The sequence below is a fragment of the Paenibacillus provencensis genome (genome assembly GCF_042678545.1).
Lineage (GTDB): Bacteria > Bacillota > Bacilli > Paenibacillales > Paenibacillaceae > Paenibacillus > Paenibacillus provencensis.
The window spans coordinates 406,204-431,489 of sequence record NZ_JBHTKX010000002.1; the positions used below are offsets into that span (position 1 = coordinate 406,204).

At 46.6% G+C, this 25,286-nt stretch carries 25 protein-coding genes; all 25 read left to right on the top strand.

All coding sequences use genetic code 11. The features are described 5' to 3' along the window. Positions 1-27 precede the first annotated feature (27 nt). The gene (locus ACFQ3J_RS18050; protein WP_091160825.1) at positions 28-249 is read left to right on the top strand and encodes an ATPase F0F1; all 222 of its coding nucleotides are present in this window, start codon (positions 28-30) and stop codon (positions 247-249) included. After that, a complete protein-coding gene (locus tag ACFQ3J_RS18055; protein ID WP_251582894.1) occupies positions 242-619 on the top strand; it encodes an ATP synthase subunit I in 378 nt (125 codons plus the stop codon). Before ACFQ3J_RS18050 ends, ACFQ3J_RS18055 begins: the two co-directional genes overlap by 8 nt. A gap of 42 nt (positions 620-661) precedes the next feature. Next, a complete protein-coding gene (gene atpB / locus ACFQ3J_RS18060; protein ID WP_091160821.1) occupies positions 662-1,423 on the top strand; it encodes a F0F1 ATP synthase subunit A in 762 nt (253 codons plus the stop codon). Between the two features lie 110 nt (positions 1,424-1,533). Next, positions 1,534-1,746 carry a F0F1 ATP synthase subunit C gene (gene atpE / locus ACFQ3J_RS18065; protein ID WP_091160819.1) on the top strand — a complete coding sequence of 71 codons (213 nt, stop codon included), beginning with the start codon at positions 1,534-1,536 and terminating at the stop codon, positions 1,744-1,746. 91 nt (positions 1,747-1,837) lie between these two features. After that, positions 1,838-2,326, top strand: coding sequence for a F0F1 ATP synthase subunit B (gene atpF, locus ACFQ3J_RS18070; RefSeq protein WP_251582893.1), 489 nt, complete (start codon positions 1,838-1,840; stop codon positions 2,324-2,326). Further along, complete coding sequence (locus tag ACFQ3J_RS18075) at positions 2,323-2,865, top strand: F0F1 ATP synthase subunit delta (RefSeq protein WP_251582892.1); 543 nt, start codon at positions 2,323-2,325, stop codon at positions 2,863-2,865. The genes atpF and ACFQ3J_RS18075 overlap by 4 nt, the downstream gene beginning before the upstream one ends. A gap of 19 nt (positions 2,866-2,884) precedes the next feature. Beyond that, positions 2,885-4,399: a F0F1 ATP synthase subunit alpha gene (atpA, locus tag ACFQ3J_RS18080; protein WP_091160813.1), complete on the top strand. Its 1,515-nt coding sequence runs from the start codon at positions 2,885-2,887 to the stop codon at positions 4,397-4,399. Between the two features lie 418 nt (positions 4,400-4,817). Next, entirely contained in the window at positions 4,818-5,684 is an 867-nt protein-coding gene (atpG, locus tag ACFQ3J_RS18085) for an ATP synthase F1 subunit gamma (protein ID WP_091160812.1), read from the top strand. Positions 5,685-5,790: 106 nt separating this feature from the next. Further along, positions 5,791-7,197, top strand: a complete 1,407-nt coding sequence (gene atpD / locus ACFQ3J_RS18090; RefSeq protein WP_379293564.1) for a F0F1 ATP synthase subunit beta — start codon at positions 5,791-5,793, stop codon at positions 7,195-7,197. Positions 7,198-7,273: 76 nt separating this feature from the next. Then, the gene (locus ACFQ3J_RS18095; protein ID WP_251582891.1) at positions 7,274-7,672 is read left to right on the top strand and encodes a F0F1 ATP synthase subunit epsilon; all 399 of its coding nucleotides are present in this window, start codon (positions 7,274-7,276) and stop codon (positions 7,670-7,672) included. A gap of 291 nt (positions 7,673-7,963) precedes the next feature. Next, the gene (locus ACFQ3J_RS18100; RefSeq protein ID WP_091160807.1) at positions 7,964-8,221 is read left to right on the top strand and encodes a DUF1146 family protein; all 258 of its coding nucleotides are present in this window, start codon (positions 7,964-7,966) and stop codon (positions 8,219-8,221) included. 654 nt (positions 8,222-8,875) lie between these two features. Next, a complete protein-coding gene (murA, locus tag ACFQ3J_RS18105) occupies positions 8,876-10,216 on the top strand; it encodes a UDP-N-acetylglucosamine 1-carboxyvinyltransferase (protein ID WP_091160806.1) in 1,341 nt (446 codons plus the stop codon). Between the two features lie 422 nt (positions 10,217-10,638). Continuing rightward, complete coding sequence (gene spoIID, locus ACFQ3J_RS18110; protein ID WP_251582890.1) at positions 10,639-12,273, top strand: stage II sporulation protein D; 1,635 nt, start codon at positions 10,639-10,641, stop codon at positions 12,271-12,273. A gap of 84 nt (positions 12,274-12,357) precedes the next feature. Then, positions 12,358-13,104: a M23 family metallopeptidase gene (locus ACFQ3J_RS18115; protein ID WP_091160800.1), complete on the top strand. Its 747-nt coding sequence runs from the start codon at positions 12,358-12,360 to the stop codon at positions 13,102-13,104. Positions 13,105-13,308: 204 nt separating this feature from the next. After that, positions 13,309-13,596, top strand: a complete 288-nt coding sequence (gene spoIIID, locus ACFQ3J_RS18120) for a sporulation transcriptional regulator SpoIIID (protein ID WP_091160798.1) — start codon at positions 13,309-13,311, stop codon at positions 13,594-13,596. Positions 13,597-13,911: 315 nt separating this feature from the next. Further along, positions 13,912-14,910: a rod shape-determining protein gene (gene mreB, locus ACFQ3J_RS18125; RefSeq protein WP_091160797.1), complete on the top strand. Its 999-nt coding sequence runs from the start codon at positions 13,912-13,914 to the stop codon at positions 14,908-14,910. A 110-nt stretch (positions 14,911-15,020) separates the two neighbouring features. Further along, the gene (locus ACFQ3J_RS18130; RefSeq protein ID WP_251582889.1) at positions 15,021-15,905 is read left to right on the top strand and encodes a flagellar hook-basal body protein; all 885 of its coding nucleotides are present in this window, start codon (positions 15,021-15,023) and stop codon (positions 15,903-15,905) included. 53 nt (positions 15,906-15,958) lie between these two features. After that, the gene (locus ACFQ3J_RS18135) at positions 15,959-16,783 is read left to right on the top strand and encodes a flagellar hook-basal body protein (protein WP_091160794.1); all 825 of its coding nucleotides are present in this window, start codon (positions 15,959-15,961) and stop codon (positions 16,781-16,783) included. A 9-nt stretch (positions 16,784-16,792) separates the two neighbouring features. Next, the gene (locus ACFQ3J_RS18140) at positions 16,793-16,996 is read left to right on the top strand and encodes a DNA-directed RNA polymerase subunit beta (protein WP_091160942.1); all 204 of its coding nucleotides are present in this window, start codon (positions 16,793-16,795) and stop codon (positions 16,994-16,996) included. A 248-nt stretch (positions 16,997-17,244) separates the two neighbouring features. Beyond that, complete coding sequence (fabZ, locus tag ACFQ3J_RS18145) at positions 17,245-17,676, top strand: 3-hydroxyacyl-ACP dehydratase FabZ (RefSeq protein WP_047912381.1); 432 nt, start codon at positions 17,245-17,247, stop codon at positions 17,674-17,676. 97 nt (positions 17,677-17,773) lie between these two features. Then, complete coding sequence (locus ACFQ3J_RS18150; protein ID WP_251583178.1) at positions 17,774-19,489, top strand: phospho-sugar mutase; 1,716 nt, start codon at positions 17,774-17,776, stop codon at positions 19,487-19,489. Between the two features lie 501 nt (positions 19,490-19,990). Further along, on the top strand, positions 19,991-21,880 hold the full coding sequence (locus tag ACFQ3J_RS18155; RefSeq protein WP_379293617.1) for a DUF5693 family protein: 1,890 nt from the start codon (positions 19,991-19,993) through the stop codon (positions 21,878-21,880). Beyond that, positions 21,853-23,025 carry a polysaccharide pyruvyl transferase CsaB gene (gene csaB, locus ACFQ3J_RS18160; protein WP_251582886.1) on the top strand — a complete coding sequence of 391 codons (1,173 nt, stop codon included), beginning with the start codon at positions 21,853-21,855 and terminating at the stop codon, positions 23,023-23,025. The genes ACFQ3J_RS18155 and csaB overlap by 28 nt, the downstream gene beginning before the upstream one ends. Before the next feature lie 195 nt (positions 23,026-23,220). After that, positions 23,221-23,922, top strand: a complete 702-nt coding sequence (locus ACFQ3J_RS18165) for a WecB/TagA/CpsF family glycosyltransferase (protein WP_251583177.1) — start codon at positions 23,221-23,223, stop codon at positions 23,920-23,922. Between the two features lie 149 nt (positions 23,923-24,071). Beyond that, on the top strand, positions 24,072-25,196 hold the full coding sequence (locus ACFQ3J_RS18170) for a glycosyltransferase family 4 protein (RefSeq protein ID WP_251582885.1): 1,125 nt from the start codon (positions 24,072-24,074) through the stop codon (positions 25,194-25,196). Positions 25,197-25,286 lie beyond the last annotated feature (90 nt).

Sequence of the window (25,286 nt, forward strand, 5' to 3'; positions counted from 1 at the left end):
CTTTCTAAGGGATGGGTTGTGTCTACGATGAACCAAGATAAACCATGGTTAATTGCTCTTGCAATCGGGGGTTCTGGCATCCTGCTGGCTACTTACATAACCATTGGATTCTTTGCGAGTAGGTGGCTGATGAATCTCATAGACGGACCGGCTTATATTATCGCGATCGGTTGTATGGTCGGGCTGGTGCTGGGGGTTCTGAATATAGCTATGTTTATTAAGAAGTTTTTGGGGGCACAAAATGATTAGTTTGTCTTCCATCGTAAATGCTGTGACAAGATTGGCATTCTTCCTGCTTGCATTTGCTTTTATGGGATGGGCGCTGCTTCCGGAATATCGTCCCGTGTCTCTGGGATTTATTATCGGTATAAGCGCAGGATTATTTAACTTCCGTTATCTGTCTATCAAAGTAAAGCAAGTATCTGAGATCGCTGTCGAGACCCAGAGTAAGCGTATTAACTTTGGATTTCTGACCCGGATCTGTATAACGATTCTTGCGATTATGTTTGCAATCCGGTTTGATTCTGTATCAATCTGGGCCACCGTCGCAGGACTTTTTCTGGTGCAGGTGCTTGCTGTCCCAGTAAGTATTATCGAAAGTATCAGAAAAAAAGTTTAGTTTAGCACAATATAACTACGGGAAAGGGGTGAAAAAGTCACGATGCATTATTCACCTATAATTGAAGTCGGGTTTCTGAAGATTGATCTTTCCGCTGTAATGATGCTGACGGTGACAGTCCTTGTCGTATTCTTGCTTGCAAAACTCGCAACACGGAACTTGTCTGTCGAGAATCCGTCTAAGATTCAGAACTTTATGGAATGGGTCGTTGAGTTCGTACAGAACATCGTAGCCAGTGCAATGCCGCTAAGCAAAGGTAAGCCTTACATTACTTTAGGTCTGACATTGATCTTGTTTATTTTTGTAGCTAACTTGCTTGGATTGCCATTCGCGGTTATTACAGAGCACACTACTGTGACCCAGGTATTTGGTCAAACTCTTACAGCCACAGCGCATATTGAGCCAGGTTACAAACCACATATCTTATGGTGGAAGTCACCTACAGCTGATGTGTCCATCACAGCAGGCTTGGCGATTGTAGTGTTTATCCTGATCCACTATCTTGGTCTTAAGCATAATCGTAAGCATTATCTTAAGCACTATGTGGAGCCGTTCCCGGTATTTCTTCCGCTCAATATCATTGAGAACCTGGCGAAGCCAATCGCACTCGCAATTCGTTTGTTCGCAAACATCTTTGCCGGCGAGATCTTAATCTCAACGATATTGAAGTTGTCATTTGTAGGTATCCCAATCTTGGCCGTATGGCAAGGATTTAGTATCTTCGTCGGTGCCTTGCAGGCGTTTATCTTCACGATTCTCTCGATGGTATACATCGCACAGGCTTCCATTCACGAAGAACACTAGCATTACTGATAAACTCTGAATACACATTCATAGAATGCTGTCGAAGAGATTATTATATTTATCAAATTGTTATTAATTAAATTTCAAATATCTGAGGAGGATTTTTTCAAATGGAAATGTTAGCAGCAGCTATTGCAGTAGGTTTAGGTGCCCTTGGCGCAGGTCTTGGTAACGGTATGATCGTAAGTAGAACAGTCGAGTCTATCGCTCGTCAGCCAGAAGCTCGTGGTCCATTGCAAACAACAATGTTTATCGGTGTTGGTATCGTCGAGGTAGTTCCTTTGGCCGCTACTGTTATCGCGTTCTTGATTATGTTCTCTTAATATTAGATTTACGGTTTGGCGGGGAGGGCGATGCCATCCGCGCCTTCGTTTTGTTAAGGCATAATGTGATAACTGGAAAGGAGTGACCTGAGTGGTAATTTTATGGGAAAACATTGTTTTTGCCATGGTTGCTTTTGTCATCCTCTATGTGTTACTGCATAAATTCGCTTTTCCAAAGTTGTTTGGAATTATGGAACAGCGTCGTGAATTGGTAATGCAGCAAATGGAAGATGCTAGAAAGACCCGTGAGCAAGCTACTGCATATGTAGAAGAGCAGAAGGCTGCCCTTCAAGAAGCGCGCAATGAGGCTCAAGGCATTATCGAACAATCCCGCAAAACGAGTTCAACTCAAGCGGAGCAAATTATTGATCTCGCAAAGCAAGAGGCGGAACGTCTTAAAACTGATGCGGCTCGTGATATTGAGAGCGAGAAGAACAAAGCTGTTGCGGCTCTCCGTGGCGAGCTTGGAGCAGTATCTGTACAAATCGCTTCCAAAATTTTGGATAAAGAAGTTAAGGAAGACAAGGCTCAAGAAGAGCTGGTTCAGAAGTATCTAAATGAAGTAGGAGGCAGACCATGAGTCGGGATACGGTAGTTGCTAAACGATATGCCAAAGCATTGTATGATGTGGCGATCGAGAAACAGTCCGTCCTGGAAGTGGAAGCCGAACTTCGCGCGGTTGCAAGCTCCATTACGGGAGATCGCGACGTTTTGAAATTTATCTCTTCTCCAAATGTGAGCGTTTCTGCGAAACTGAGTATTCTGGATGCTTTGAAAGAGAAAGTATCCGAGCCAGTTCTGAACACGGTCAAGCTGCTCATTGAGCGCGGTCGCGTTGGGATATTGGATGCTGTTGTTGACAGCTACCTGGATCTTGAAGCTTCATCTCTCGGGATGGTTAACGCTCGCGTGTATTCTACTTATGAGCTGAATGAAGAAGAAAAGCAAGCGGTGTCGAAAGAGTTTGGAGATCGTATCAATAAACAAATCCGCATTGAAAATATTGTCGATAAGAGTTTGATCGGCGGACTGAAGGTCATTATCGGTGATACGGTTTATGATGGAAGTCTAGCAGGTCAATTGAAACGGATAGAACAGTCTTTTAGTAGACGAGTATAGTTGTGAGGGGTGAGGACACTTGAGTATCAGACCTGAGGAAATCAGTACTCTAATTAAAAATCAGATCGAACAGTACAAGACTGACATTGAAGTTAGCGAGGTTGGTTCTGTAATCGAAGTCGGGGACGGTATCGCCCGCGTATATGGACTCGAGAACGTAATGTCCGGTGAGCTCGTTGAATTCTCAACTGGCGTATTGGGTCTTGCACTGAACGTAGAAGAAAGCAACGTAGGTATCGTTATCTTGGGACCTTACACGGATATCCGTGAAGGCGACCAGGTTAAGCGTACCGGTCAAATCATGCAGGTGCCTGTTGGTGAAGCCATGATCGGCCGCGTTGTTAACGCACTTGGTGAGCCTGTTGATGGTAAGGGTCCTATTGAAACAGAACATTTCCGTCCAGTTGAGAATAAAGCTCCAGGCGTTATGGCGCGTAAATCGGTTCATGAGCCGATGCAAACAGGTATCAAAGCGATTGATGCGATGGTTCCTATCGGCCGTGGTCAGCGTGAGCTCATCATCGGAGACCGTCAAACGGGTAAAACCGCTATCGCTATTGATGCGATCCTGAACCAAAAAGGTAACGGAATGAAATGTATCTATGTTGCGATTGGACAGAAGCAGTCTACGGTTGCACAGGTCGTTGAAACTTTGCGCCGCAACGGTGCCATGGAATACACAACTGTCGTAACTGCATCGGCTTCTGAGCCTTCTCCGCTTCTATACATTGCTCCGTACGCAGGCTGTGCGATGGGTGAGTACTTTATGTACAAAGGCGAGCATGTTCTTGTTGTATACGATGACTTGACTAAACAAGCATCCGCATACCGCGAACTTTCCTTGCTGCTTCGTCGTCCTCCGGGCCGTGAGGCATATCCAGGTGACGTCTTCTACCTGCACTCCCGCTTGCTTGAGCGTGCAGCGAAGCTGAATGATGAGCTTGGCGGTGGTTCATTAACCGCACTTCCATTCATTGAAACACAAGCATCCGACGTATCGGCTTACATTCCAACGAACGTAATCTCGATTACAGACGGACAGATCTTCCTGGAAGCGGACTTGTTTAACGCAGGTCAACGCCCGGCGATCAACGTAGGTATCTCCGTATCCCGTGTTGGTAGTTCCGCACAGATCAAAGCGATGAAAAAAGTTGCTGGTACACTGCGTCTTGATCTGGCTCAATATCGTGAGCTTCAAGCATTCTCCCAGTTCGGATCCGATCTTGATAAATCTACTCAAGCTCGTCTGAACCGTGGTGCTCGCATGATGGAAATCCTCAAACAAGATGTGCACAAGCCATTGGCAGTTGAACTTCAAGTTGTCAGCTTGTACACAGCTGCTAAAGGATATCTTGATGAGATTCCAGTTGGTGATGTAACACGCTTTGAGAAAGAATTCCACAGCTTTATGGTAAGCAACAAGCCGGAAGTTTTGGAATCCATTCGCACAAATAAAGACATCACAGCAGATAATGAATCTGCACTGAAAGAAGCAATCGAGACCTTCAGAAAGAGCTTCTCTACTTCTGTTTAAGAGTTTGGATTGATCGGGTAGATTACTGGTTAAATATAATGATTTTGTGCAAGAAAGGCTGCGCGGCTAACGTACGCCGCAGCCTCTCTTGTATAAAGTTTTATAGATTGAATTGCTACGGATTATGTTTTTGACTTTGTCAAAAATTCAAGCTTATGCTTACGATGTTAGTTTTGACTTCGTCAAAACCAAGCTTATGCTTACGAAGTAAGTTTTTGACTTCGTCAAAACCAAGCTTATGCTTACGAAGTAAGTTTTTGACTTCGTCAAAACCAAGCTTATGCTTACGAAGTAAGTTTTTGACTTCGTCAAAACCAAGCTTATGCTTACGATGTTAGTTTTGACTTCGTCAAAACTTTAAGTTTACGCTTACGAAGTAAGTTTTTGACTCCGTCAAAACTTTAAGGTGGTGAAAAAAATGGCAAAAGGCATGCGCGAAATCAAGCGCCAAATCAAAAGTGTACAAAACACGAAGCAAATCACCAAAGCAATGGAAATGGTCGCTGCGTCCAAGCTGAGAAAAGCCCAAGAGAAGGCTGAGGCTGCAAGACCCTACTCCGAGAAACTGAAGGAAGTGGTTACAAGCATCGCATCCTCCTCCAATGAGGTCAGTCATCCGATGCTTATCTCGCGTCCGGTTAAGAAAACAGCTTACCTGATCATTACTTCTGACCGCGGTCTTGCGGGTGGTTATAATGCCAACATTCTTCGTCAAGTCACGCTCACCCTTAAAGAACGTCACTCATCCCAAGATGAGTATGTTCTGTATGTCATCGGAAGAAAGGGACGTGATTACTTCAGACGTCGTGGGCAGGCCATTGAGATGGATGTAACGGATCTATCCGATTCGCCGGCTTTTGCGGATATTAAAACCATTGCGAACCAAACGGTAAATGGATTTGAAGAAGGCAAGTTCGATGAAATTTACATCTGCTATAGCCGTTTTGTAAATGCAATTACTCAAATTCCGACTGTAGAGAAGCTCCTGCCTATGGAAAGACCCGAACAGCAGTCTTCCAGTGCCTCTGCTCAATATGAGTACGAGCCTTCATCGGAAGCTGTATTGGAAGCTCTTCTTCCACGTTATGCAGAAACTTTGATCTACGGCGCACTTTTGAACGGTAAGGCGAGTGAGCTGGGTGCTAAAATGACGGCTATGGGAGCAGCGACGAAGAACGCTTCCAAGCTTATTGGAGAACTTTCTCTTACTTATAACCGAGCACGTCAGGCTGCAATCACGCAAGAAATTACGGAGATTGTTGCCGGAGCCAATGCTCAATCTTAATAGTAATGTATGGAATACTATAATCGAAGGCTAGACGGGACAGGGATTAACATGATCTATTCATGTTGTCTCTAGAACTGATATAGCTTGTAGGAGGGAACTAAAGATGAATAAAGGACGCGTTGTCAGCATTCAGGGTGCGGTCGTTGACGTCGAGTTCGACCGCGGCGGACTCCCTGATATTAATAATGCGATTACGATCAACACAAAGTTAGACAACGGTACTGAGATTAATCTGACGCTCGAAGCTGCGAAGCATCTTGGCGACAATCGTGTACGTTGTATCGCGATGTCTTCCACAGACGGTCTGGTTCGTGGAACGGAAGCGGTCAATACTGGTGAGGCAATCTCCGTACCTGTTGGTGAAGTGACTTTGGGTCGTGTATTTAACGTATTGGGAGATCAAATCGATAATAAAGATGCAATTGAAGCTGCAGCTCTTCGTAACCCGATTCACCGTGAAGCACCTAAATTTGATGAATTGTCTACACAAGCAGAAATGCTTGAGACAGGAATCAAAGTTATCGACTTGCTTGCGCCTTATGCCAAAGGTGGTAAGATCGGTCTCTTCGGTGGTGCCGGTGTAGGTAAGACCGTTACAATTCAGGAGCTTATCAATAACATTGCGCAAGAACACGGTGGTATCTCCGTATTTGCCGGTGTAGGTGAGCGTACGCGTGAAGGTAATGACTTGTACCATGAAATGACGGATTCTGGGGTTATCAGCAAGACGGCGATGGTATTCGGACAGATGAACGAGCCACCAGGCGCACGTCTTCGTGTAGCGTTGACAGGTCTTACGATGGCGGAATATTTCCGTGATCAAGAAGGCAGAGACGTACTTCTCTTCATCGATAACATCTTCCGCTTTACTCAAGCGGGTTCTGAAGTATCCGCTTTGCTCGGCCGTATGCCGTCTGCGGTAGGTTACCAGCCTACACTTGCAACGGAAATGGGTCAATTGCAAGAACGTATCACTTCCACGAAGACAGGCTCCGTTACTTCCATTCAAGCGATCTATGTACCTGCCGATGACTATACGGATCCGGCTCCAGCTACAACGTTTGCTCACTTGGATGCAACGACCAACCTTGAACGTAAAATTTCTGAGATGGGTATCTATCCTGCGGTAGATCCTCTTGCTTCCAGCTCCCGTATTCTTACACCGGATGTTGTGGGTGAAGAGCACTACAATGTGGCACAAGGCGTTAAACGTATCTTGGCTCGTTATAATGAGCTTCAAGACATCATCGCGATCCTGGGTATGGACGAGCTTAGTGAAGAAGATAAAATGCTCGTAGCACGTGCACGTAAAATCCAACGTTTCTTGTCCCAGCCGTTCCACGTAGCAGAAGCATTTAACGGTATTCCGGGTAAGTATGTTCCTGTTAAAGAAACAGTACGCAGCTTTAAAGAAATCCTCGACGGTAAGTACGATCATCTTCCGGAAGCTGCATTCTTGTTCGTGGGTACTATTGAAGAAGCTGTAGAAAAAGCAAAATCAATGGAATAGTTCTTAAGGCTTAGGAACTAATGATCCACACATGAAGTGAACTATCCCTTGCGGGTAGTGTTCAGGAGGGATGACAGTGAGCACCTTTTTATTGGAAATCGTAACTCCGGAGCGACTCATCTATTCTGAACAGGCTGACAGTCTGGTTGTTCGAGGTCTGGAGGGGGAACTGGGTATTTTACCTGGTCACGTTCCCTTCGTGACTCCGTTGCAGATTGCACCTGTAACGATTAAAGCGAATGGTAAAGAACAAAAAATCGCCGTTGCCGGTGGTTTTGTTGAAGTTCGCAAAGAGAAGGTCGTAATTCTGGCTGAAAGTGCGGAGCTGGCTAATGAGATCGACATTGATCGTGCGAGAGCAGCGAAAGAGCGAGCAGAAACACGTCTCTCGAGCAATCGGGATCAGTATGATCACCGCCGCGCCGAGCTTGCACTGCAGAAAGCCATGAACCGACTTAAAGTTTCCGGTCAGTAATCAGTGAGATAGAATGAAGCTTGAGATCATTCTAAATATATATGAAGTGAAGAAGGATCTGGGGCATTTATATATCCCAGATCCTTCTTTTATTTTGATATTATTTCCGAGGAAATGACAGAGAATTACCCGGACAAACAGGAAATGTGTCTGAAAGAGAACAATTTTGACGAAGGTGACTTATATTGGCAGTCAGATATGATGTTTGGCATGTTGACAAGGGGGCGTCTACCGACTATGATTTCTCAGTGTGTGATTTTCTGATGTTATGATAAAGGCGGAGGGTAGGATATGGATCAATTGGTGAACGACCAGCTTAATCAAGCTGTTAGTGTGAATGGTCTGGTAGCGATGATCGTTTCACTCGCCTGTGTTGCGTTAGCCTGGTGGTCATTACAGCATTTGAAATTGGACTTATTCGTTCGTCACCCGCAGAGTCCCCAAGCTAGGATGCTGCAGCTGTTAATCGCAATTGTACTTGGTCATTTCGTGTCTGAGTTCATACTGAAGTATTTGAATTGGACTCAAATGCTGAAATATCTATTCTAGTGAATTTACATAAATTCACTTGTCAGAATCAATTTCATATATAGAAAAAATAAATCATTTTGATCTATATAGACTTGATTAAGCAGCTAAAGTTATTATGAAATTGATTCAACCCTGTGAGATTTTTCTCGAATGTGCTGGATAGCTAGATATCGATTGGGCGTTATCATGAAGCAAGGTGAAGAATAAATTTATAAAAATCTTGTTTTAAAGATATATAAAGCTGGTTAATCTCTGTTAGGCAAGAACAACACGGCTTTTGTCGAATAACATCATCTTTTTATGTGAACAATGAAAGTAATGAACGTCCCTCTAAAAGAGGGTCAAACGAGGCTTAAAGGAAGCCAAAGCTAGAATATTTTGTCTTATACGAAAAAATGCTTGTCTCCTTTATTTATCAGGTGTTATGATGGAATTTAGGGGATTAGCGATTGACTCGCTTTTTCTTCGATTTGTAGTTTAGTTACGACAAAATTATTCTAATAACAATGAAAACGATTCTTTTCTGAAGAAAGACATCTTGACGAACATTCAATAATGATGTCGAAAATGATGTCGAATTTTCCGATTCATTCGGGCAGCAACGGATGATCTGTTTTACAGGATCTAAGATTGTAAGCAGAAAAGGGAAAAAAACGCGCGGAGGGAACCATGATGAGCAAATTTATCGTCCGCGGAGGCAAGAGATTGACCGGAAGTGTCAAAGTCAGCGGCGCTAAAAATTCAGTTCTTCCGATCATCGCCGCCTCTCTCTTAGGGGAAGAAGGAGTAAGCACAATTATTGATGCGCCTCCTCTCGACGATGTGATGACTATTAACAAAGTACTGGAATCGTTAGGAGCGGAAGTACAATACCAGGATGAGGTAATTACCGTAAATGCAACGAAACTAACTTCGTGCGAGGCCCCTTACGAATGGGTTACCAAAATGCGGGCTTCCTTTTTGGTTATGGGTCCTTTGCTAACTCGGATGGGTTATACAAAAATATCTTTACCAGGCGGATGCGCCATTGGTACTCGCCCGATTGACCAGCATCTCAAAGGGTTTGAAGCCATGGGTGCCGAAATCAGCCTTGGTCAAGGTTATATAGAAGCACGTTCTAACGGCAAGCTGCGCGGAGCTAAGATATATCTGGACGTAGCCAGTGTTGGAGCGACAGAGAATATTATGATGGCTGCTACACTTGCTGAAGGAACAACGACGATTGAGAATGCGGCAAAAGAGCCTGAAATCGTCGATCTTGCTAACTACTTAAATGGAATGGGAGCTAAAGTCCGCGGAGCGGGAACTGGTGTCATTCGTATTGATGGAGTTGACAAACTTCACGGCGTGAAGCACACCGTTATTCCTGACCGGATTGAAGCGGGTACTTATATGGCGGCAGCTGCCATTACAGGCGGCGACGTTTATGTCGAGGGAGCGATCTCGGATCACCTCGGTCCTGTCATTTCCAAGATGGAAGAAATGGGCGTAACCATTATTCCTGATGAGAATGGCGTACGTGTTATTGCGGACGGCCCTCTCAAAGCTGTTGATGTCAAAACCTTACCATACCCAGGCTTCCCTACAGATATGCAGTCGCAAATGATGGCGCTCTTGCTTAAATCGGAAGGAACAAGTGTTGTAACGGAAACGGTATTTGAGAATCGCTTTATGCATGTGGATGAGTTTAATCTGATGAATGCCGAAATTAAAGTAGAAGGTCGTTCTTCTATTATTACTGGCGGTGCGAAGCTGACCGGAGCCAAAGTCACATCAACGGACCTGCGTGCAGGGGCTGCTCTGATCTTGGCTGGCTTAATTGCTGACGGTACGACAGAAGTCGGCGGTGTACATCATATCGATCGAGGATATGTTCATTTGGCTGAGAAGCTGAATGGCCTTGGTGCTGATATCTACCGCATTTCTGTGGAAGAGCCGAAGCTGGAGAACAAGGCTAGCGAGAAGAAGGCTGAAGAAACACCTCTTTTCAAAGTTCAATCCAGTTTAGCTTAAAGAAGGTACAAATATAAGCAACAGTGTGTTCGAACAGAGAACCAGGCTCCTCGTGGCCTTGGTTCTTTTTTTATATCGATGGATTAATGCATAGTTAAACGCCGCGGCATTCTACGAAATAGCTAGTATACGACTGTGAGTGTGTTGTTTTGTAACTACTATTAGTAGCTGCTTCTAGTATGAAGGAGTAATAGATGTCCTGTATTGAGTGTTTGAGGATATACATAATAATGGGCATGTATGCATGTTTACGGTTCAGTTCATGCTGTAATTCCATTCTATAAATACCTGCTAGTATCTTCATTTCGATTCTCTTATTTAGTTCTATCAGATGGTGGGGACTCATAAGTATAGCCTATGAAGTCTCTACGAGCCTTGTAATTGACATATTGACAGGCAAATAGAACGGAGGGAACTCGAAGATGAGCGAGACACGCAGCAATGAATCATATAAGAGAGAAGGAGTACGCACCTATCGAAGAAGCCGGATCGTCCGAATCCCATGGCCGGCTAGGCATGCTGTAGATTCCATCTCTATTGCACTGGAAGAGGCGGAATCTAGTCCGTACTTCATCTCAAAAAAGAAGCCGAAGGAACCTGACCACGATGCAGCTGAGTCTACATTAATAGATAGCAAAATAAAACAAAAACCCGTCGAGCTTGAATCCGCTGAGAAGCATGCAGATCATAATAAGTCAGGGAGTGCGCGGACAGCCTCTGTCAGGCATAAGCTGCCTGAAGTATTTTTCTTCGGTGCGACAAGCAAATCCTCGGCAGAATCGGAGTCGGGGCCGGGGGCGCAGCCGGATCGTTCGCCGGCTGCTCACGGAGAGGACGGGCCGGCTCCCGCCACGGCCCGTTATGTCTGGCGCCGCGGCAGCAGCCCGTGGCGCCCCCCTCGGCGGCGCTTCGCACCTGCCGCCGGCCTCGCGGGGCTGGCCCTCACTGCACTGCTGATTCCAGCAGTGCTCGCATGGCCCCGCGAGGGAACTCCGCCGCAGCCCGCGCCAGCGGCGGTAGAGACCGCGCCAGCGGCGGTAGAGACCGCGCCTCCCGCCGCCGGCAAAGGCACCGGCGGGAAGGCGCCGCAGGAGGCAGCAGCTCCGCCCGCTGCCTCTCTGCCGGATACACCTGGACCGGCCGTTACGCAGCCGGCCCAGGTGTATCCGGAACCCATGGTGCGCGTCTACCTGGCGGAGACGGGCACCATTGATACGGTGACGCTGGAGCATTACGTCACCGGGGTACTGGCGGCCGAAATGCCTTCGGACTTCGGCCTCGAGGCACTGAAGGCGCAGGCCATTGCAGCGCGCACCTATATCGTGAAGCGTCTCGCCACAGGCGATGCCAGCGGGGTTCCTGTCAGCGGAGCCGATGTCACGGACACGGTGGATCATCAGGTCTATCATCCGTACGGCAGTCTTGAAGACAAGTGGGCCGAGCTTGGTAAGCAGCAGGAATGGGTGAAGCTGGAGCAGGCTGTCCGGGAGAGCAAGGATACGATTATGACATACAAAGGAGAACCGATTACCGCTTCCTTCTTCTCCACTAGCAATGGGTATACGGAGAACTCCGAGGAGGTGTGGCAGGAGGAGGTTCCTTACCTTAGAAGCGTGGCCAGTCCATGGGATGCCAAGATCGCGCCTGGATTTCAAGAGAGTGTGACGATGTCGCGTGTGGAATTTATGAATAAGCTGAATGTGATACCGGATCCGGTGCCTGTGTCTACCAATAATGCAGGAGCGAAGCCTTTTATCGAAGTGATCTCCAAGACCGAGGGGAATCGGATCAAAGAGATTCGGGTCGGCAGCAAGATTTTCTCCGGACAAGATATAAGAGAGCTGCTGGGGCTCAGGTCTAGTGAATTCAACTGGTCTACCAAAGGAAGCAATATTACGATTACGACGATAGGATATGGACATGGCGTAGGCATGAGCCAGTGGGGGGCAAACGGCATGGCACTGGAAGGATATACGGCAACAGAGATTCTTAAACACTATTATACTGGGATATCGTTCGGACGAGCCTCCGAGCTCTTATATAAAGAGAAATCCTGAACTCTCAAAAAATTTCATAAATATTTTAATAGGCGAGTATAAAAGAGTTGCGCTCGGTAACACTTGTTACTGAGGTGATAGAATATGAATGAACAAAACAAAAATCAAAACCAAGAAGATGCTCCAAAATCCAATCAAGGAGCACAAAGTTCGCAACCTTCATCCTGGAAAAAGCTGTTGTCCAAAAGGTGGGTATACCCGGCAGCTTACATTGCCGCAGCAGCTATTATACTAACTTTAGTGTGGGTCTACCAGGACACAACCAGACAATCTCTAGTGAATGAGACCGTAAACAGCGAGGTTTCAGAAACAGGAGAATCTGTTCCTACGACTGAAGTGAATGTGGAAGAAGAGCCTGCTAGCAGTGGTGAAGGAGAAGGTACAGCCGAGAATCTCGCATGGCCGGTTGCAAGCGCAGCAGATGTTAGTGTCGTAAAACCTTTCTATAATTCAGAAGGGACAAGTGATGAAAAAGCAAGTGCATTGCTAGAGTATGACCAAACGTTTTTTGCTAATGTCGGTATTGACCTTGCAAGAGCAGACGATCAGGCTTTTGAAGTAAAAGCAGCACTCAGCGGTACCGTAACTCGTGTAGAAACACATCCGGTCAACGGAATGGTTGTTGAAATTACGCATGACAATGATTTGAAGACTGTATATCAAAGCTTGTCCAATGTTACAGTGAAACAGGATGACAAGGTAAAACAAGGTGACACCATCGCCTCATCAGGAACCAGCGAGCTGGAGAAGGATCTGGGCAACCACGTTCACTTTGAAGTATACGAAGCAGGGAAACCGGTTAATCCAGAACAGTACCTGCCACAAAAATAATAAAAGAAGAGTATCTTTATAAGCAGCGGGGAAACCCGCTGTTTTTTCTTTTTTGCCGCTTAAATCGCGGAATTGGACAAACCTGTGGATAATGAAAATGAAAATAAATCAATCCAACGAAGCTTGTCACCCTTTGAAACCGTGAATATCTAGGCACGCCCCTCATATAATGTACCAAACTATCCACAGTAGGGAGGCGGGAGCGTGCACGATTACATCAAGGAACGGACCATTAAGATTGGACGCTGCATCGTTGAGACGAGGCATACGGTCCGGACGATCGCCAAAGAATTTGGCGTTTCAAAGAGCACGGTGCATAAGGATTTGACCGAACGGCTGCCGGAAATCAACCCTGATCTTGCCGATCAGGTAAAGCACATTCTTGAGTATCATAAATCCATCCGTCATTTGCGGGGAGGAGAGGCCACCAAGATCAAATATAAGAAATCGAGCGGCAAAAAACGGGAGGTGTTCGCCTCCGGCAAATCTTGAGATTGCCCTGCCTAAGATAGGACCAGAAGCATACAAATGCATTGAATACCTCCCCTGAAGTATGATATGTTAAAAGATGGGATTACGTCGAAATATGACTAGTATACTATTGAACTTTCACATAAAGTTGCTGTCTTTTGTCGAACAATAGCTATATGAGGAATTAAGCATTCATTTGAGTCATTCGAGTGATGCAAGATTCGATATGCAACAAACAACGTATTTTCATGAGGATTTTGCATAAATCCATTTGCCAGCCATTCACATTATGCAAAATCCTGGACCTATAAAATATCACTTTGGGGGCTCTTTTATATGTTAAGCAAGGATATCGGCATTGATCTTGGCACAGCTAATGTGCTTATTCACGTGAAAGGAAGCGGAGTTGTGCTTGACGAGCCTTCTGTCGTTACGATTGAGAGCGGGTCCAAGAGAGTCCTCGCCGTTGGAGAAGAAGCAAGACGCATGGTAGGACGCACACCTGGAAATATCGTGGCCATCAGACCTTTACGTGACGGGGTTATTGCTGATTTTGACATTACGGAAATAATGCTTAAATATTTCATTAATCGGGTTGGCGGCAAGAATTGGTACAGCCGTCCCCGTATTTTAATATGTGCACCGACCAATATCACTTCTGTGGAGCAGAAGGCTATTCGCGAAGCGGCTGAACGCAGTGGTGCGAAGGAAGTGTTTCTGGAGGAGGAGCCCAAAGCAGCGGCGATCGGCGCAGGCATGAATATCTATGAACCGAGCGGGAATATGGTCGTTGATATCGGCGGGGGAACAACCGATGTTGCTGTGCTGTCGATGGGTGAGATCGTTACATCTTCTTCTATTAAGATGGCGGGAGATAAGTTTGATGAAGCTATACTGAAGTATATCAAAAATAAGTACAAGCTCCTGATCGGAGAGCGGACGGCAGAGCATATTAAGATGATGATCGGTACGGTACATCCGAATGGTGAGCAGGCTGAACTCGATATTCGCGGACGGGACATGGTCAGCGGCTTGCCGAAGACTATTATGGTCACATCAGATGAGGTTCAGGAGGCGTTGTCCGACCCTGTTGAATCGATTGTAGCCTCTGCCAAATTTGTACTGGAGCAGACACCGCCTGAACTGGCTGCCGACATCATTGATCGTGGAGTGATTTTGACCGGTGGAGGTGCACTGCTCAAAGGATTGGACGAGCTGCTCGCGGAAGAGCTCCGAGTTCCGGTTCTGGTGGCTGAAGATCCAATGCACTGCGTCGTGAAGGGGACGGGCCTGATGCTCAATCATTTGGATCGTTCCCTTAAGAAAAAGTTCTAATCTGCCGATATAGCAAGAAGCAGTACATATATACATGAAGCAAATTTTGGACTTATGCTTATGAAGCTTTGATTTAATATAGAGAACATTTAAATGAAGGAGGAGTAAGGTTGATTCGTGGTCTTTATACGGCGGCAGCCGGAATGGTAGCCCAGCAGCGCAGACATGATACCGTAACGCAAAATATCGCAAATTTGAATACTACAGGATACAAGCAGGTGGAGAGTGTTACTCGTTCTTTTCCTGAAATGCTCCTGGAGCGGACGGGGGATGCTTCTTCACCTGGCAATAAGAAGGTGGGTCTGCTCAACACAGGAGTATATGCGGAGGAGAGCTTGTATTCGAATATCCAGGGAGCGCTCACACCAACGGAGAACAATATGGATTTTGCGCTGTATTCCGATCTGAGTGTTATTGACCCGAATACAGGCCAGGCCGTGCCTTTTGATGCTTCAGGTAAATATATAAGCAACAACGGCAGCGTCATCTATCAGCCGCAGGCTTTTTTCACCGTTCAGGACAGTGAAGGCAATGTTAAATATACACGAAATGGTGAATTCAGTGTGGATGCAGAAGGCAGGCTTCTCAGTGCAACCGGCTACGAAGTGCTGTCAGATAATGGCGAGCCGATTGTGTTGACAGGATCCGTAAATCAATTTAAAGTGGACGAGCAAGGGCGTCTGGTGAATGCCGTTAACGGTACCCCTACTGGGCTTAATCTAGGTATTTCCATTATTGATCAGCCTCACCAGCTTGTCAGAGAAGGCAATGGTAATTTTGTACTGGATCCTTCAGGTGAAGGGACGGCTAGGCTGCTGGCAGATGGGGATAATGTACAAGTTCAGCAAGGATTTCTAGAGCAGTCTACGGTTGATGCGTCTCAGTCTATGGTTGACATGATGGCGGCGCTGCGACTGTACGAAGCGAATCAGAAGGTAATTCAATTCTATGATAAGAGTCTTGAAAAGGCTGTAAATGAGATTGGCCGTGTCTAAATGGTGATATGGCTGCAGGCAGTACATATCTCTTAAGTTTGGGGGGATAATTTATGAATAATTCGATGATTAGTGCACTCGTCTCTATGCAGAGCCTCCAGCAGCGCTTGAATGTGATTGCCGATAATGTTGCGAATGTGGATACGGTTGGATATAAGAGCAAGCAGGCTTCTTTTGAGGATGTGCTGACAACCTTTCAACAGCAGGCTTCACCGCTGGGTCGGGATGGCCGTGCTACTCCGCTGGGATTCACGCAAGGCTACGGCATTCAGATGGTTTCACTTGCACAGGATATGACGCAGGGTGAGATGAATGCAACAGGCAATCCGACCGATTTGGCTATAGAAGGCAACGCACTGTTCGCTGTTGAAGTGAACGGAGAGAAGGCCTGGACCCGGGCAGGGAATTTTCAATTTGTTCCCGATCCGGCAGATAACGAGCGGATGAGACTTGTTACCTCAGAAGGTTACACTGTACTCGGCAGAAACGGAGAAGGAATTACCGCCCCGGTGAATTCATCTGCTGCTGTGGATGCAAGCGGGAATTTGCTGGTTCGTATAGGTAACTCGCCTAACGCAGCGATTGCAGGTCAGCTGCAGTTTGTAGAACCGATGAGACCGGAGGGTCTCTCTGCGAGTGTGGACAACCTCTATACACTCACACCAGGTGCAACGGAAGCAGAAGTCTTCGGAGAGAATGCAGCAGCACGTATTCCTGGCAGCAGCTCCATTCGTTCTGGGTACCTGGAGACTTCGAATGTCGATCTGACCGCGGAGATGACCAAGATGCTGGAGGTACAGCGCACATACCAGCTGGCTGCGCGTGCCCTCAGCTCCAGCGATACAATGTTGAATCTCGCGAATAATATGAGGGCATAGGTGAACGTAATGACTCAAGAAGATACAGCAGTGGTGAAGAAGAAGGGACCTGCGAAGAAGGTCCTGCGCTGGTTGCTCATCCCAATGCTGCTCATTCTGGCACTTGTCGGCGGTATGGTTGCGGGTTATGTAGTCGTTGGCGGGCAGGATATTGGCTCCGCTTTTGATTATCGAACCTGGAAGCATATTTTTGATTTGGTATTTGCACCATAGACGGTTAAACATTTAAAATACGAGAAGCTCCTGGATTAGCAGGAGTTTTCTTTTTGTTCCCGAAAAATGTATAATGATGGGGGACTTTGTGCGTAAAAGCAAGTGCTCAATATGACAACAACAAAAAAGGGCTTCTCTTAGGAGAAACCCCTTATCTTAACCTTCACTACTGCAGATGATGAAGGATAAGAATAGTTTAGACGAAAAGCTGAGATGTTATGCATAGAATGGAAGGAGATTTACCAAGAATGCTGGATATTAATCAAATTCAAGAGATTATCCCACACCGTCCTCCGTTTTTGCTGGTGGACAAGATCGTGGAGATGGAAGAGGGCAAGCGTGCGGTCGGCATCAAGAATGTGACCATGAACGAACCGTTTTTTACAGGCCACTTTCCTGGTTATCCGGTGATGCCAGGTGTGCTGATTACGGAAGCACTGGCTCAGGTCGGAGCAGTTGCGATTCTAAATGTTGAAGCTAACAAAGGGAAGATCGGATTTCTGGCTGGACTGGATAACTTCCGGTTCCGCGGACAAGTTGTGCCCGGCGATACACTTGAGCTTGAGGTGGAGATTACACGTCTGAAGGGCTCCATTGGTAAAGGAAAAGCAACGGCTCGCGTTGAAGGCAAAGTGGTTGCCGAAGGCGAAATCATGTTTGCGTTATCAGATCCTAGGTAATTTGGTTAATGATTATATAGTAATAGCAGCTCTAATGGTTGTACTTACTGGATAAACACATAGAGAAAAATAATGATCATGGCCGGAGGGAGAAATGATGGTAATGTTAAGTGAAACAGCAGAACGCAGTTTGAATCAATGGCTTGCGGATCCTTCAATTGACGAGGAGACGAAGCAGGAGCTTAAAGCTCTATCGAATGACTATAAAGAATTGGAGGACCGCTTCTACCGAGAGCTGGAATTTGGTACAGGGGGTCTCCGTGGTGTAATTGGAGCAGGAAGCAACCGCATGAACCGTTATACGGTCGGTAAAGCGACGCAAGGATTTGCCAAATATATTCTTGAGCAGCATCAAGGTGAAGGAATGCCTTCTGTTGTCATCGCACATGATTCACGTCACTTTTCACCTGAATTTGCCCTGGAGGCTGCGTTGGTGCTTGCGGCGAATGGAGTTGTAGCTAAATTGTATCCATCACTGCGCTCTACGCCGCAGCTGTCTTTTAGTGTAAGACATCTTGCTGCAACTGGCGGTATTGTCATTACAGCGAGCCACAATCCACCGGAATATAACGGTTACAAAGTATACAATAACTCAGGTGGACAGCTGATACCGGATGAGGCGGAACGTGTCATTAGCTACATACAGGAGATTTCATCACTGACTGAAGTGAAGAAATTGACTCAGGCTGAAGCCGAAGCTGAAGGGTTGCTGGTATGGCTTGGCGAAGCGGAGGATGAAGCTTTTATTGAAACGGTTGCTTCCGTGAGCTTGAACCGAGAACATATCGACTCTGAATACGCTAAGGATTTCAACATTGTATTCACACCGCTGCATGGGACAGGCCATCTTCCTGTTCGCCAAGTGCTTGAGCGGATCGGGTTTACGAACCTGCATGTTGTACCTGAGCAGGCTGAGCCGGATGCCGAGTTCTCTACGGTGAAATCTCCAAACCCGGAGGAGCGTGAAGCCTTCACCCTGGCAATCAAGCTTGGAGAACAAGTAGGAGCGGATATTCTGATCGGTACTGACCCCGATGCAGACCGGATGGGAGCAGTCGTGAAGGATAAGAACGGCAAATACTTTGTACTATCCGGTAATCAATCCGGCGCGATTATGACCCATTACCTGCTCAGTCAGATGAAGGAGCGGGGAGAGCTGCCTTCGAACGGTGCGGTTGTCAAGACGATCGTCACGAGTGAGATGGGGGCAGTGATTGCTGAGCATTACGGCGCAGAAGTGTTCAACACGCTGACCGGATTCAAATATATCGGTGAGAAGATGGATGTTTTTGAAGCGACGGGCAGCCACACGTATCTGTTCGGCTATGAAGAGAGCTACGGCTATCTTGCTGGCAATTATGCCAGAGACAAGGATGCAGTCCTTGCAGCGATGCTGATCTGTGAAGCGGCGGCTTATTATAAAGCACAAGGCAAGACGCTTTATGATGTGCTGCAGGAGCTGTATGAACAGTTCGGCTACTTCCTTGAAGCACTGCAATCCAGAACCTTGAAAGGTAAAGACGGTGTAGCGCAAATTCAGTCCAAAATGACCGATTGGCGTACTTCCGCGCCTGATCAGGTTGCAGGCATCAGAGTGGCAGAGATGCAGGATTACTCCAAGGGCCTTAACGGTCTGCCAAAAGAAAATGTACTGAAATTCATCCTTGAGGATGGATCCTGGTTCTGTCTTCGTCCATCAGGGACGGAGCCGAAAATTAAGGTTTATTTTGCGGTACAGGGGACTTCTGGCGAAGATGCACAAGCACGGATTGATCGTTTGATGGAAGCCGTAATGGCACGTGTGGATGCATAAGGTCAAGGAGTTAACATAAGCTTCACTTTAATTGTAGAGAGCCTTTCCGCACCGTTACGGGTTGTTTGGCGGAAAGGCTCTTCCTATGTCAACAGGTTGTAAGTTTGGATGAGAAGGAGAATTTTTTGGTTCCTTAGGGTATGATATGGAATGTATAAAATGAAGAGGCTATTCTACACCTTATACACTTATTACCCCTTAATGTAACGATATAGCCTGCGGACATAGAAATTTTTTATTTTTTATTTTCTCCATCGAATCAATTTTATCGTTTTGATGAGTTATGAATTTGATTTCATCTGAATCCATTCTTTAATTTCTTACCGTCTCATTACATTATCTTTAATTTATTTTGTTTAGGAGGTACTTTTTGTGCGTCAAAAATGGCAGTATTGGAACACAGTATCCCGCAAATGGCTCTGGATCCTCGTTATCATCGGACTCATCGCCTCAATTCCCATCATTGCGGATCGTGTGAAGACAGAGTCGAGCTCGAAGAACGTGGAGCTTGCATTTGATTATCGGGATCTTGTTGAAGTAGCAGCTTATCAGGTACATCCACAGGATTTTATTGACCAGAAGTTGACTGAGCTGAAGGATGCTGGCGTCATCACGATGGCCGTGTACGAGAGCACACTGGAAGAATTCCGCAAGTCAGAGAGAATCACCATCCTTGACAGCGTACAAGCGGCCAACTTAACGGGCCAAATTCCACCGGTCAATGAGAACTATACGTATATTCTCTTCACATCGGATGATAGCCGGGAAGCATTGTCTCCGATTATCGAAGATACCTTCGAAAGACTCGAAATTCCAGTGAATCAATGGACCTATCTGAATGGGCGAGGTCTGGTTCTCCAGACACCGCCTGAAAATGCGAAGCTGAAACCGATGGCTCCAGACCCGATTGCGATGGCTGATCTCCATGAGCGCGGCTTTAACATCATGCCTCGTCTGGGAGATGCACTGCCGTATGACCAAGAAGCAGCTGCTGCCATGATGGAAACTTTCGAGCAATATGGTGTATCGCGGATTTTATTTGATGGCGATAAAGTAAAGGGTTATAACGATAACGAAGATATGAAGAGTCTGTCTGCCTTCGCAGAATTGATGAACGAGCATAGCATTGGGCTTGCTGCAATTGAGAATCTGAAGAAGCCCCAAAGCGGCTTCAGTACTCTTGCTTACCTGACGGATTATAATGTCACTCGTCTATATTCACTCAGTGAGTCAGATGCGAATCTGGATGTGAAGGTGATCTCAGATCGATTCGCACTCGCAACGAAGGATCGGAACATCCGAATGCTGTATCTGAATGCCGCTCCGGCAAGGAGTGTGCTTACCGCCCAAGTAACGGATCCTTTGGACAACCTTATTGATGCATTAGGAGCAGAAGGAAATGCGATTCAGCGAATGGAGGACAATGGATTTGTGATGGGCAAGGCAGAGCCATTTGATGTTGCAGAAACTGGGGGCGAGCGATACTTTAAGGCCGTCGTCGTTGTCGGCAGCGTGGCGATGATTGCGCTGATGATATCCTACTTTATTCCGTTCCTGACCCTGCCGGCATTTGTTCTCGGGCTGATTGGAAGTGCTGGATTATTCCTGCTGCGACCAACACTGCTTGAACAAGCCTTAGCGTTGCTCGCAGCCATTAGTGCACCAACCGTTGCGATGATATTGGCCGTTAGAAAGATCAATGCTGCACAGGCGAGAACGCCTGACTTGTCTGTGAAGAGCCGGATATCGAAGAGCATCCTGCTGTATGTATGGACATCCATTCTGTCCTTTGTTGGCGTTCCGTTTATGATTGCACTGCTTAACAACATTACGTATTCTTTGGTCATTGATCAATTTAGAGGCGTAAGCTTACTGTATTCCGGACCTGTTCTGCTCGTTGCAATCTATGTATTTTTCTACCTGAAGTCGATGTCAGTTGCTACAATTCGCCAATTGCTGAACCGGCCGATCACGATTTTGATGATAGTGGCAGTGGGTATTGTCGGTGTGGTAGGCTATTATTATATGACTCGAACTGGGAACGCCGGAACGGTACTGCCGTTTGAAGCACAGCTGCGTACTTTCCTTGAGAATACGTTCGGGGTACGTCCGCGGAACAAGGAATTCCTGCTGGGCCATCCGATGTTCGTTGCAGGAGCATTTATTGCTCTTAAATATCGTCATGGGATTTACTTGCTAATCATTGCAGCCATTGCACAGCTATCTATGGTGGGGACGTTCGCTCACATTCATACACCAGTACATCTGTCGCTTATTCGTGGATTGATTGGCCTCGGACTGGGTCTGATTGTTGGACTGATTGCAATACTGGTGTGGCAAGTTCTGGAGGGATGTTGGAAAAAATGGTCACCAATACTACTAAGAAAATAGTTATCTCAGGTTATTACGGCTTTCGAAACAGTGGGGATGAAGCGGTACTTAAGTCGATTCTTACTGCGATGGAAGAACAAAGCCAGCGTACGTCGATTGAGGTTGAGCCTATCGTCTTATCAAGCGATCCTGAATGGACTCAGCAGACGTATGGTGTTAGAGCTGTACATCGGATGAAGCTTGGAGAAGTTCGGCGCGCCATCAAGGAGAGCGACGGTCTGATCAGCGGAGGCGGCAGCTTGCTGCAGGATGCAACCGGCTGGAAGTCCATTCCTTATTACTTAGGCATTCTTAAGCTGGCACAGAATATGAAGAAGCCGACGTTTATTTATGCGCAGGGCGTAGGGCCTGTACACCGGAAGATTTTTCACCCGATGATCCGTGGTGTCTTCAGACACTGTGAATATATCTCTGTACGTGACGAGGATTCGGCCAAGCTTATTCAGAGCTGCGGAATTCAGTGGAATGATGTCAAAGTCGTGCCTGACCCCGTGATGGGTCTGCCACTGCCGGATGAATCCAAGATGAAGAAGGCGGCTGCATATGGCGGAGGAAGCGCAAGAAGAACGACACCGAGTCAGGAAGAGGAAGATCTTCCTGTGATCGGGGTATCGGTTCGTTTCTGGGACAAGGAGAGAAGAGAGCTTGATGCCATCGGCGAAGGACTCAAGAAGCTGGCGGAGCAGCGCAAGGTTCATATCCGGCTGCTTCCGTTCCATCTTCCTTCGGATGAGGAAGCCTCCGCTTATGTGAAGAATAAGATCGGACATTTGAATGGGACAGGCAGCAAGGTGAGTACCTGCTCTCAGCAGACTGATCCGCAGCTGATGCTGCTGGAGGTATCCCGCTGCAAGCTCGTCCTCGGGATGCGTCTGCACAGTCTGATTTACGCTGCATCACAGCGGGTACCACTCGTAGGTGTATCTTATGATCCCAAGATTGATGCATTTCTGCAGCGGCTGAACAGTGAGCCTGTCGGCAACACCGATTCGCTGGATGCAGACAAGCTGCTTGCTACACTTAATGACATGCTGGATTCCCATGCAGAATGGCTTGCTGACAAGGAAGAGGCAATTGCTGCCCTGAAAGAGCAAGCTCAAGAGCCAGCAGCTCACATTCTAAAATTTATTAGCGGCAAAGGATGATTGAACGTCATGACAGAGCGTAAGGAAGAGGTGCCGGTGGGCCCAACAGATAGTACACAGTCAAGCGGACGAACCGCACTGACGGCATCAACAACACCAACAGCGCCAACAGCAAGTACTGTGCATACAGCAGTAACCGAGCCAAACGCACGCACCGTGCCAACGGTACCGATCTTTGGCATTCCGTTTTCGCGTATGAATATGAAGGACACCGTGGCTTATTTGACTGAAGCGATTGGGGCGGGCAAGCCGCATCAGATTATTACTGGAAATCCGATTATGGTCATGACTGCACTGAATGATCCGAAATATATGAACATTATGAAATCCGCTGAACTGGTCGTACCAGATGGTACCGGCGTGGTTTGGGCAGCTGAATATTGCGGTGTTCCTGTAGCAGAGCGTGTTGCTGGATTTGATCTGTTACATGAACTCATGCATGTTGGTGAATCCTATCAGTGGAGAGTGTATTTGCTCGGTTCTACAGGAGAAGTGATTCAAGAGACAGCAAGCAGGTTACAAAAGCAATATCCTGGCATTGTGGTGTGCGGATATCGCGATGGCTTCTTCGGTGAGTCCGAAGATCCGGAAGTCATTGAGCAGATTCGCGCAGCCAATCCCCATCTGCTGTTTGTAGCAAGGGGTGCAGATACCCAGGAGCCATGGATCGGTAAATATAAGGAGCAGCTTGGCGTTCCACTGATGATGGGCGTGGGGGGCAGCTTCGATATTATCTCTGGCAGATCCAAGCGTGCCCCGGTCGTATTCCAGAAGCTGAGAGCGGAATGGCTGTACCGTCTGCTCAAGGAACCGAAGCGTGCGAAGCGAATGCTTGCCTTACCACAGTTCGTATTGAAAGTGAAAAGAGAGAAAGAAAACGTGACAAAAACAGTGTAAATACAGGAAGATCTGTTAAAAACAATGATTTTTGCTAGAAAAAAAGAATAGTAATTCAGAGGTCAAGAGAGTATAATGCTTTTCAGTTGGGTCATGAACAGATTCGTACAGGATTCTTTGTTTTTAAAAATTGGGGGTTGAATGAACAAATGTACATGTTCTATATCTTGGGATTTATCGTGGCTCTCGGACTTGCGGTAGGATTGACGCCTCTAGTGAAGAAGTTTGCGGTAAATGTGGGAGCCGTGGACGTGCCTGATGCACGTAAGGTTCATACCAAGATTATGCCTAGACTTGGCGGTCTCGGTATTTTTCTTGCTTTCATGGTCACGATGCTGGCGCTACTTCCGTTTGTTTCGGAATACTTCACTGCAAGAGATTCCCGATTCATCCAAGCTTTTATGATTGGCGGTACGATGATTGCCCTAATCGGTGCGCTCGATGACCGATTTCAATTGTCAGCCAAGGTTAAATTTCTGGCTCAGATTATTACGGCGTGTGTCGTTGTGTTCGGATTTCAGATCCGTATAGATTTTGTAAATATTCCTTTTGTTGATGCTTACTCATCACTTGAACTATGGATTTCGATTCCACTGACGATCTTTTGGATTGTTGGTGTGACGAATGCGATTAACCTGATTGACGGACTCGACGGTCTTGCCGCGGGTGTGTCTGCCATTGCGATTGGAACGATTGCGGTGATGTCCTTTATTATGGGGAATATTACGACTGCACTCATCTGTCTGGTGCTGCTCGGCAGCATTATCGGATTCTTGTTCTTTAACTTCCATCCGGCCAAGATCTTCATGGGAGATACAGGCTCCTTGTTCCTGGGCTTCAGTCTTGCCATGCTCTCGCTTCTTGGTTTTAAACAGATTGCTGTCGTATCCTTGATTACACCGCTGATCATTATCGCTGTACCATTGTCCGATACGCTCTTTGCGATTCTTCGCCGCTTCCTGAACAAGAAGCCGATCTTCGCACCGGATAAAGGCCACTTGCATCACCGTCTGCGTGAGCTTGGATTCAGCCACCGTCAAACGGTGCTAATTATCTACGGTATTGCCGCATTCTTCGGTGTGCTTGCTGTTATCCAGTCTTCTGCAACGATGCATGAGGCGAACTGGGTTACGTTTGTCGTGATCTGTGTCATGATGTTCTTCCTGCAGATCGGTGCAGAGGTCATCGGCTTGATTGACAAAACCAAACGTCCGCTGATCAACTTCTTCATGAAGCTGAGAATGAAGGCGTCCGAGTCTCGCACGAAATCATAAGTGTAATGAACTGCTATTATATAATCTATAATTTAAACCTTTGAACTATTATTAACCAGCCTTGTTCCTATTTAGGGAATAAGGCTTTTT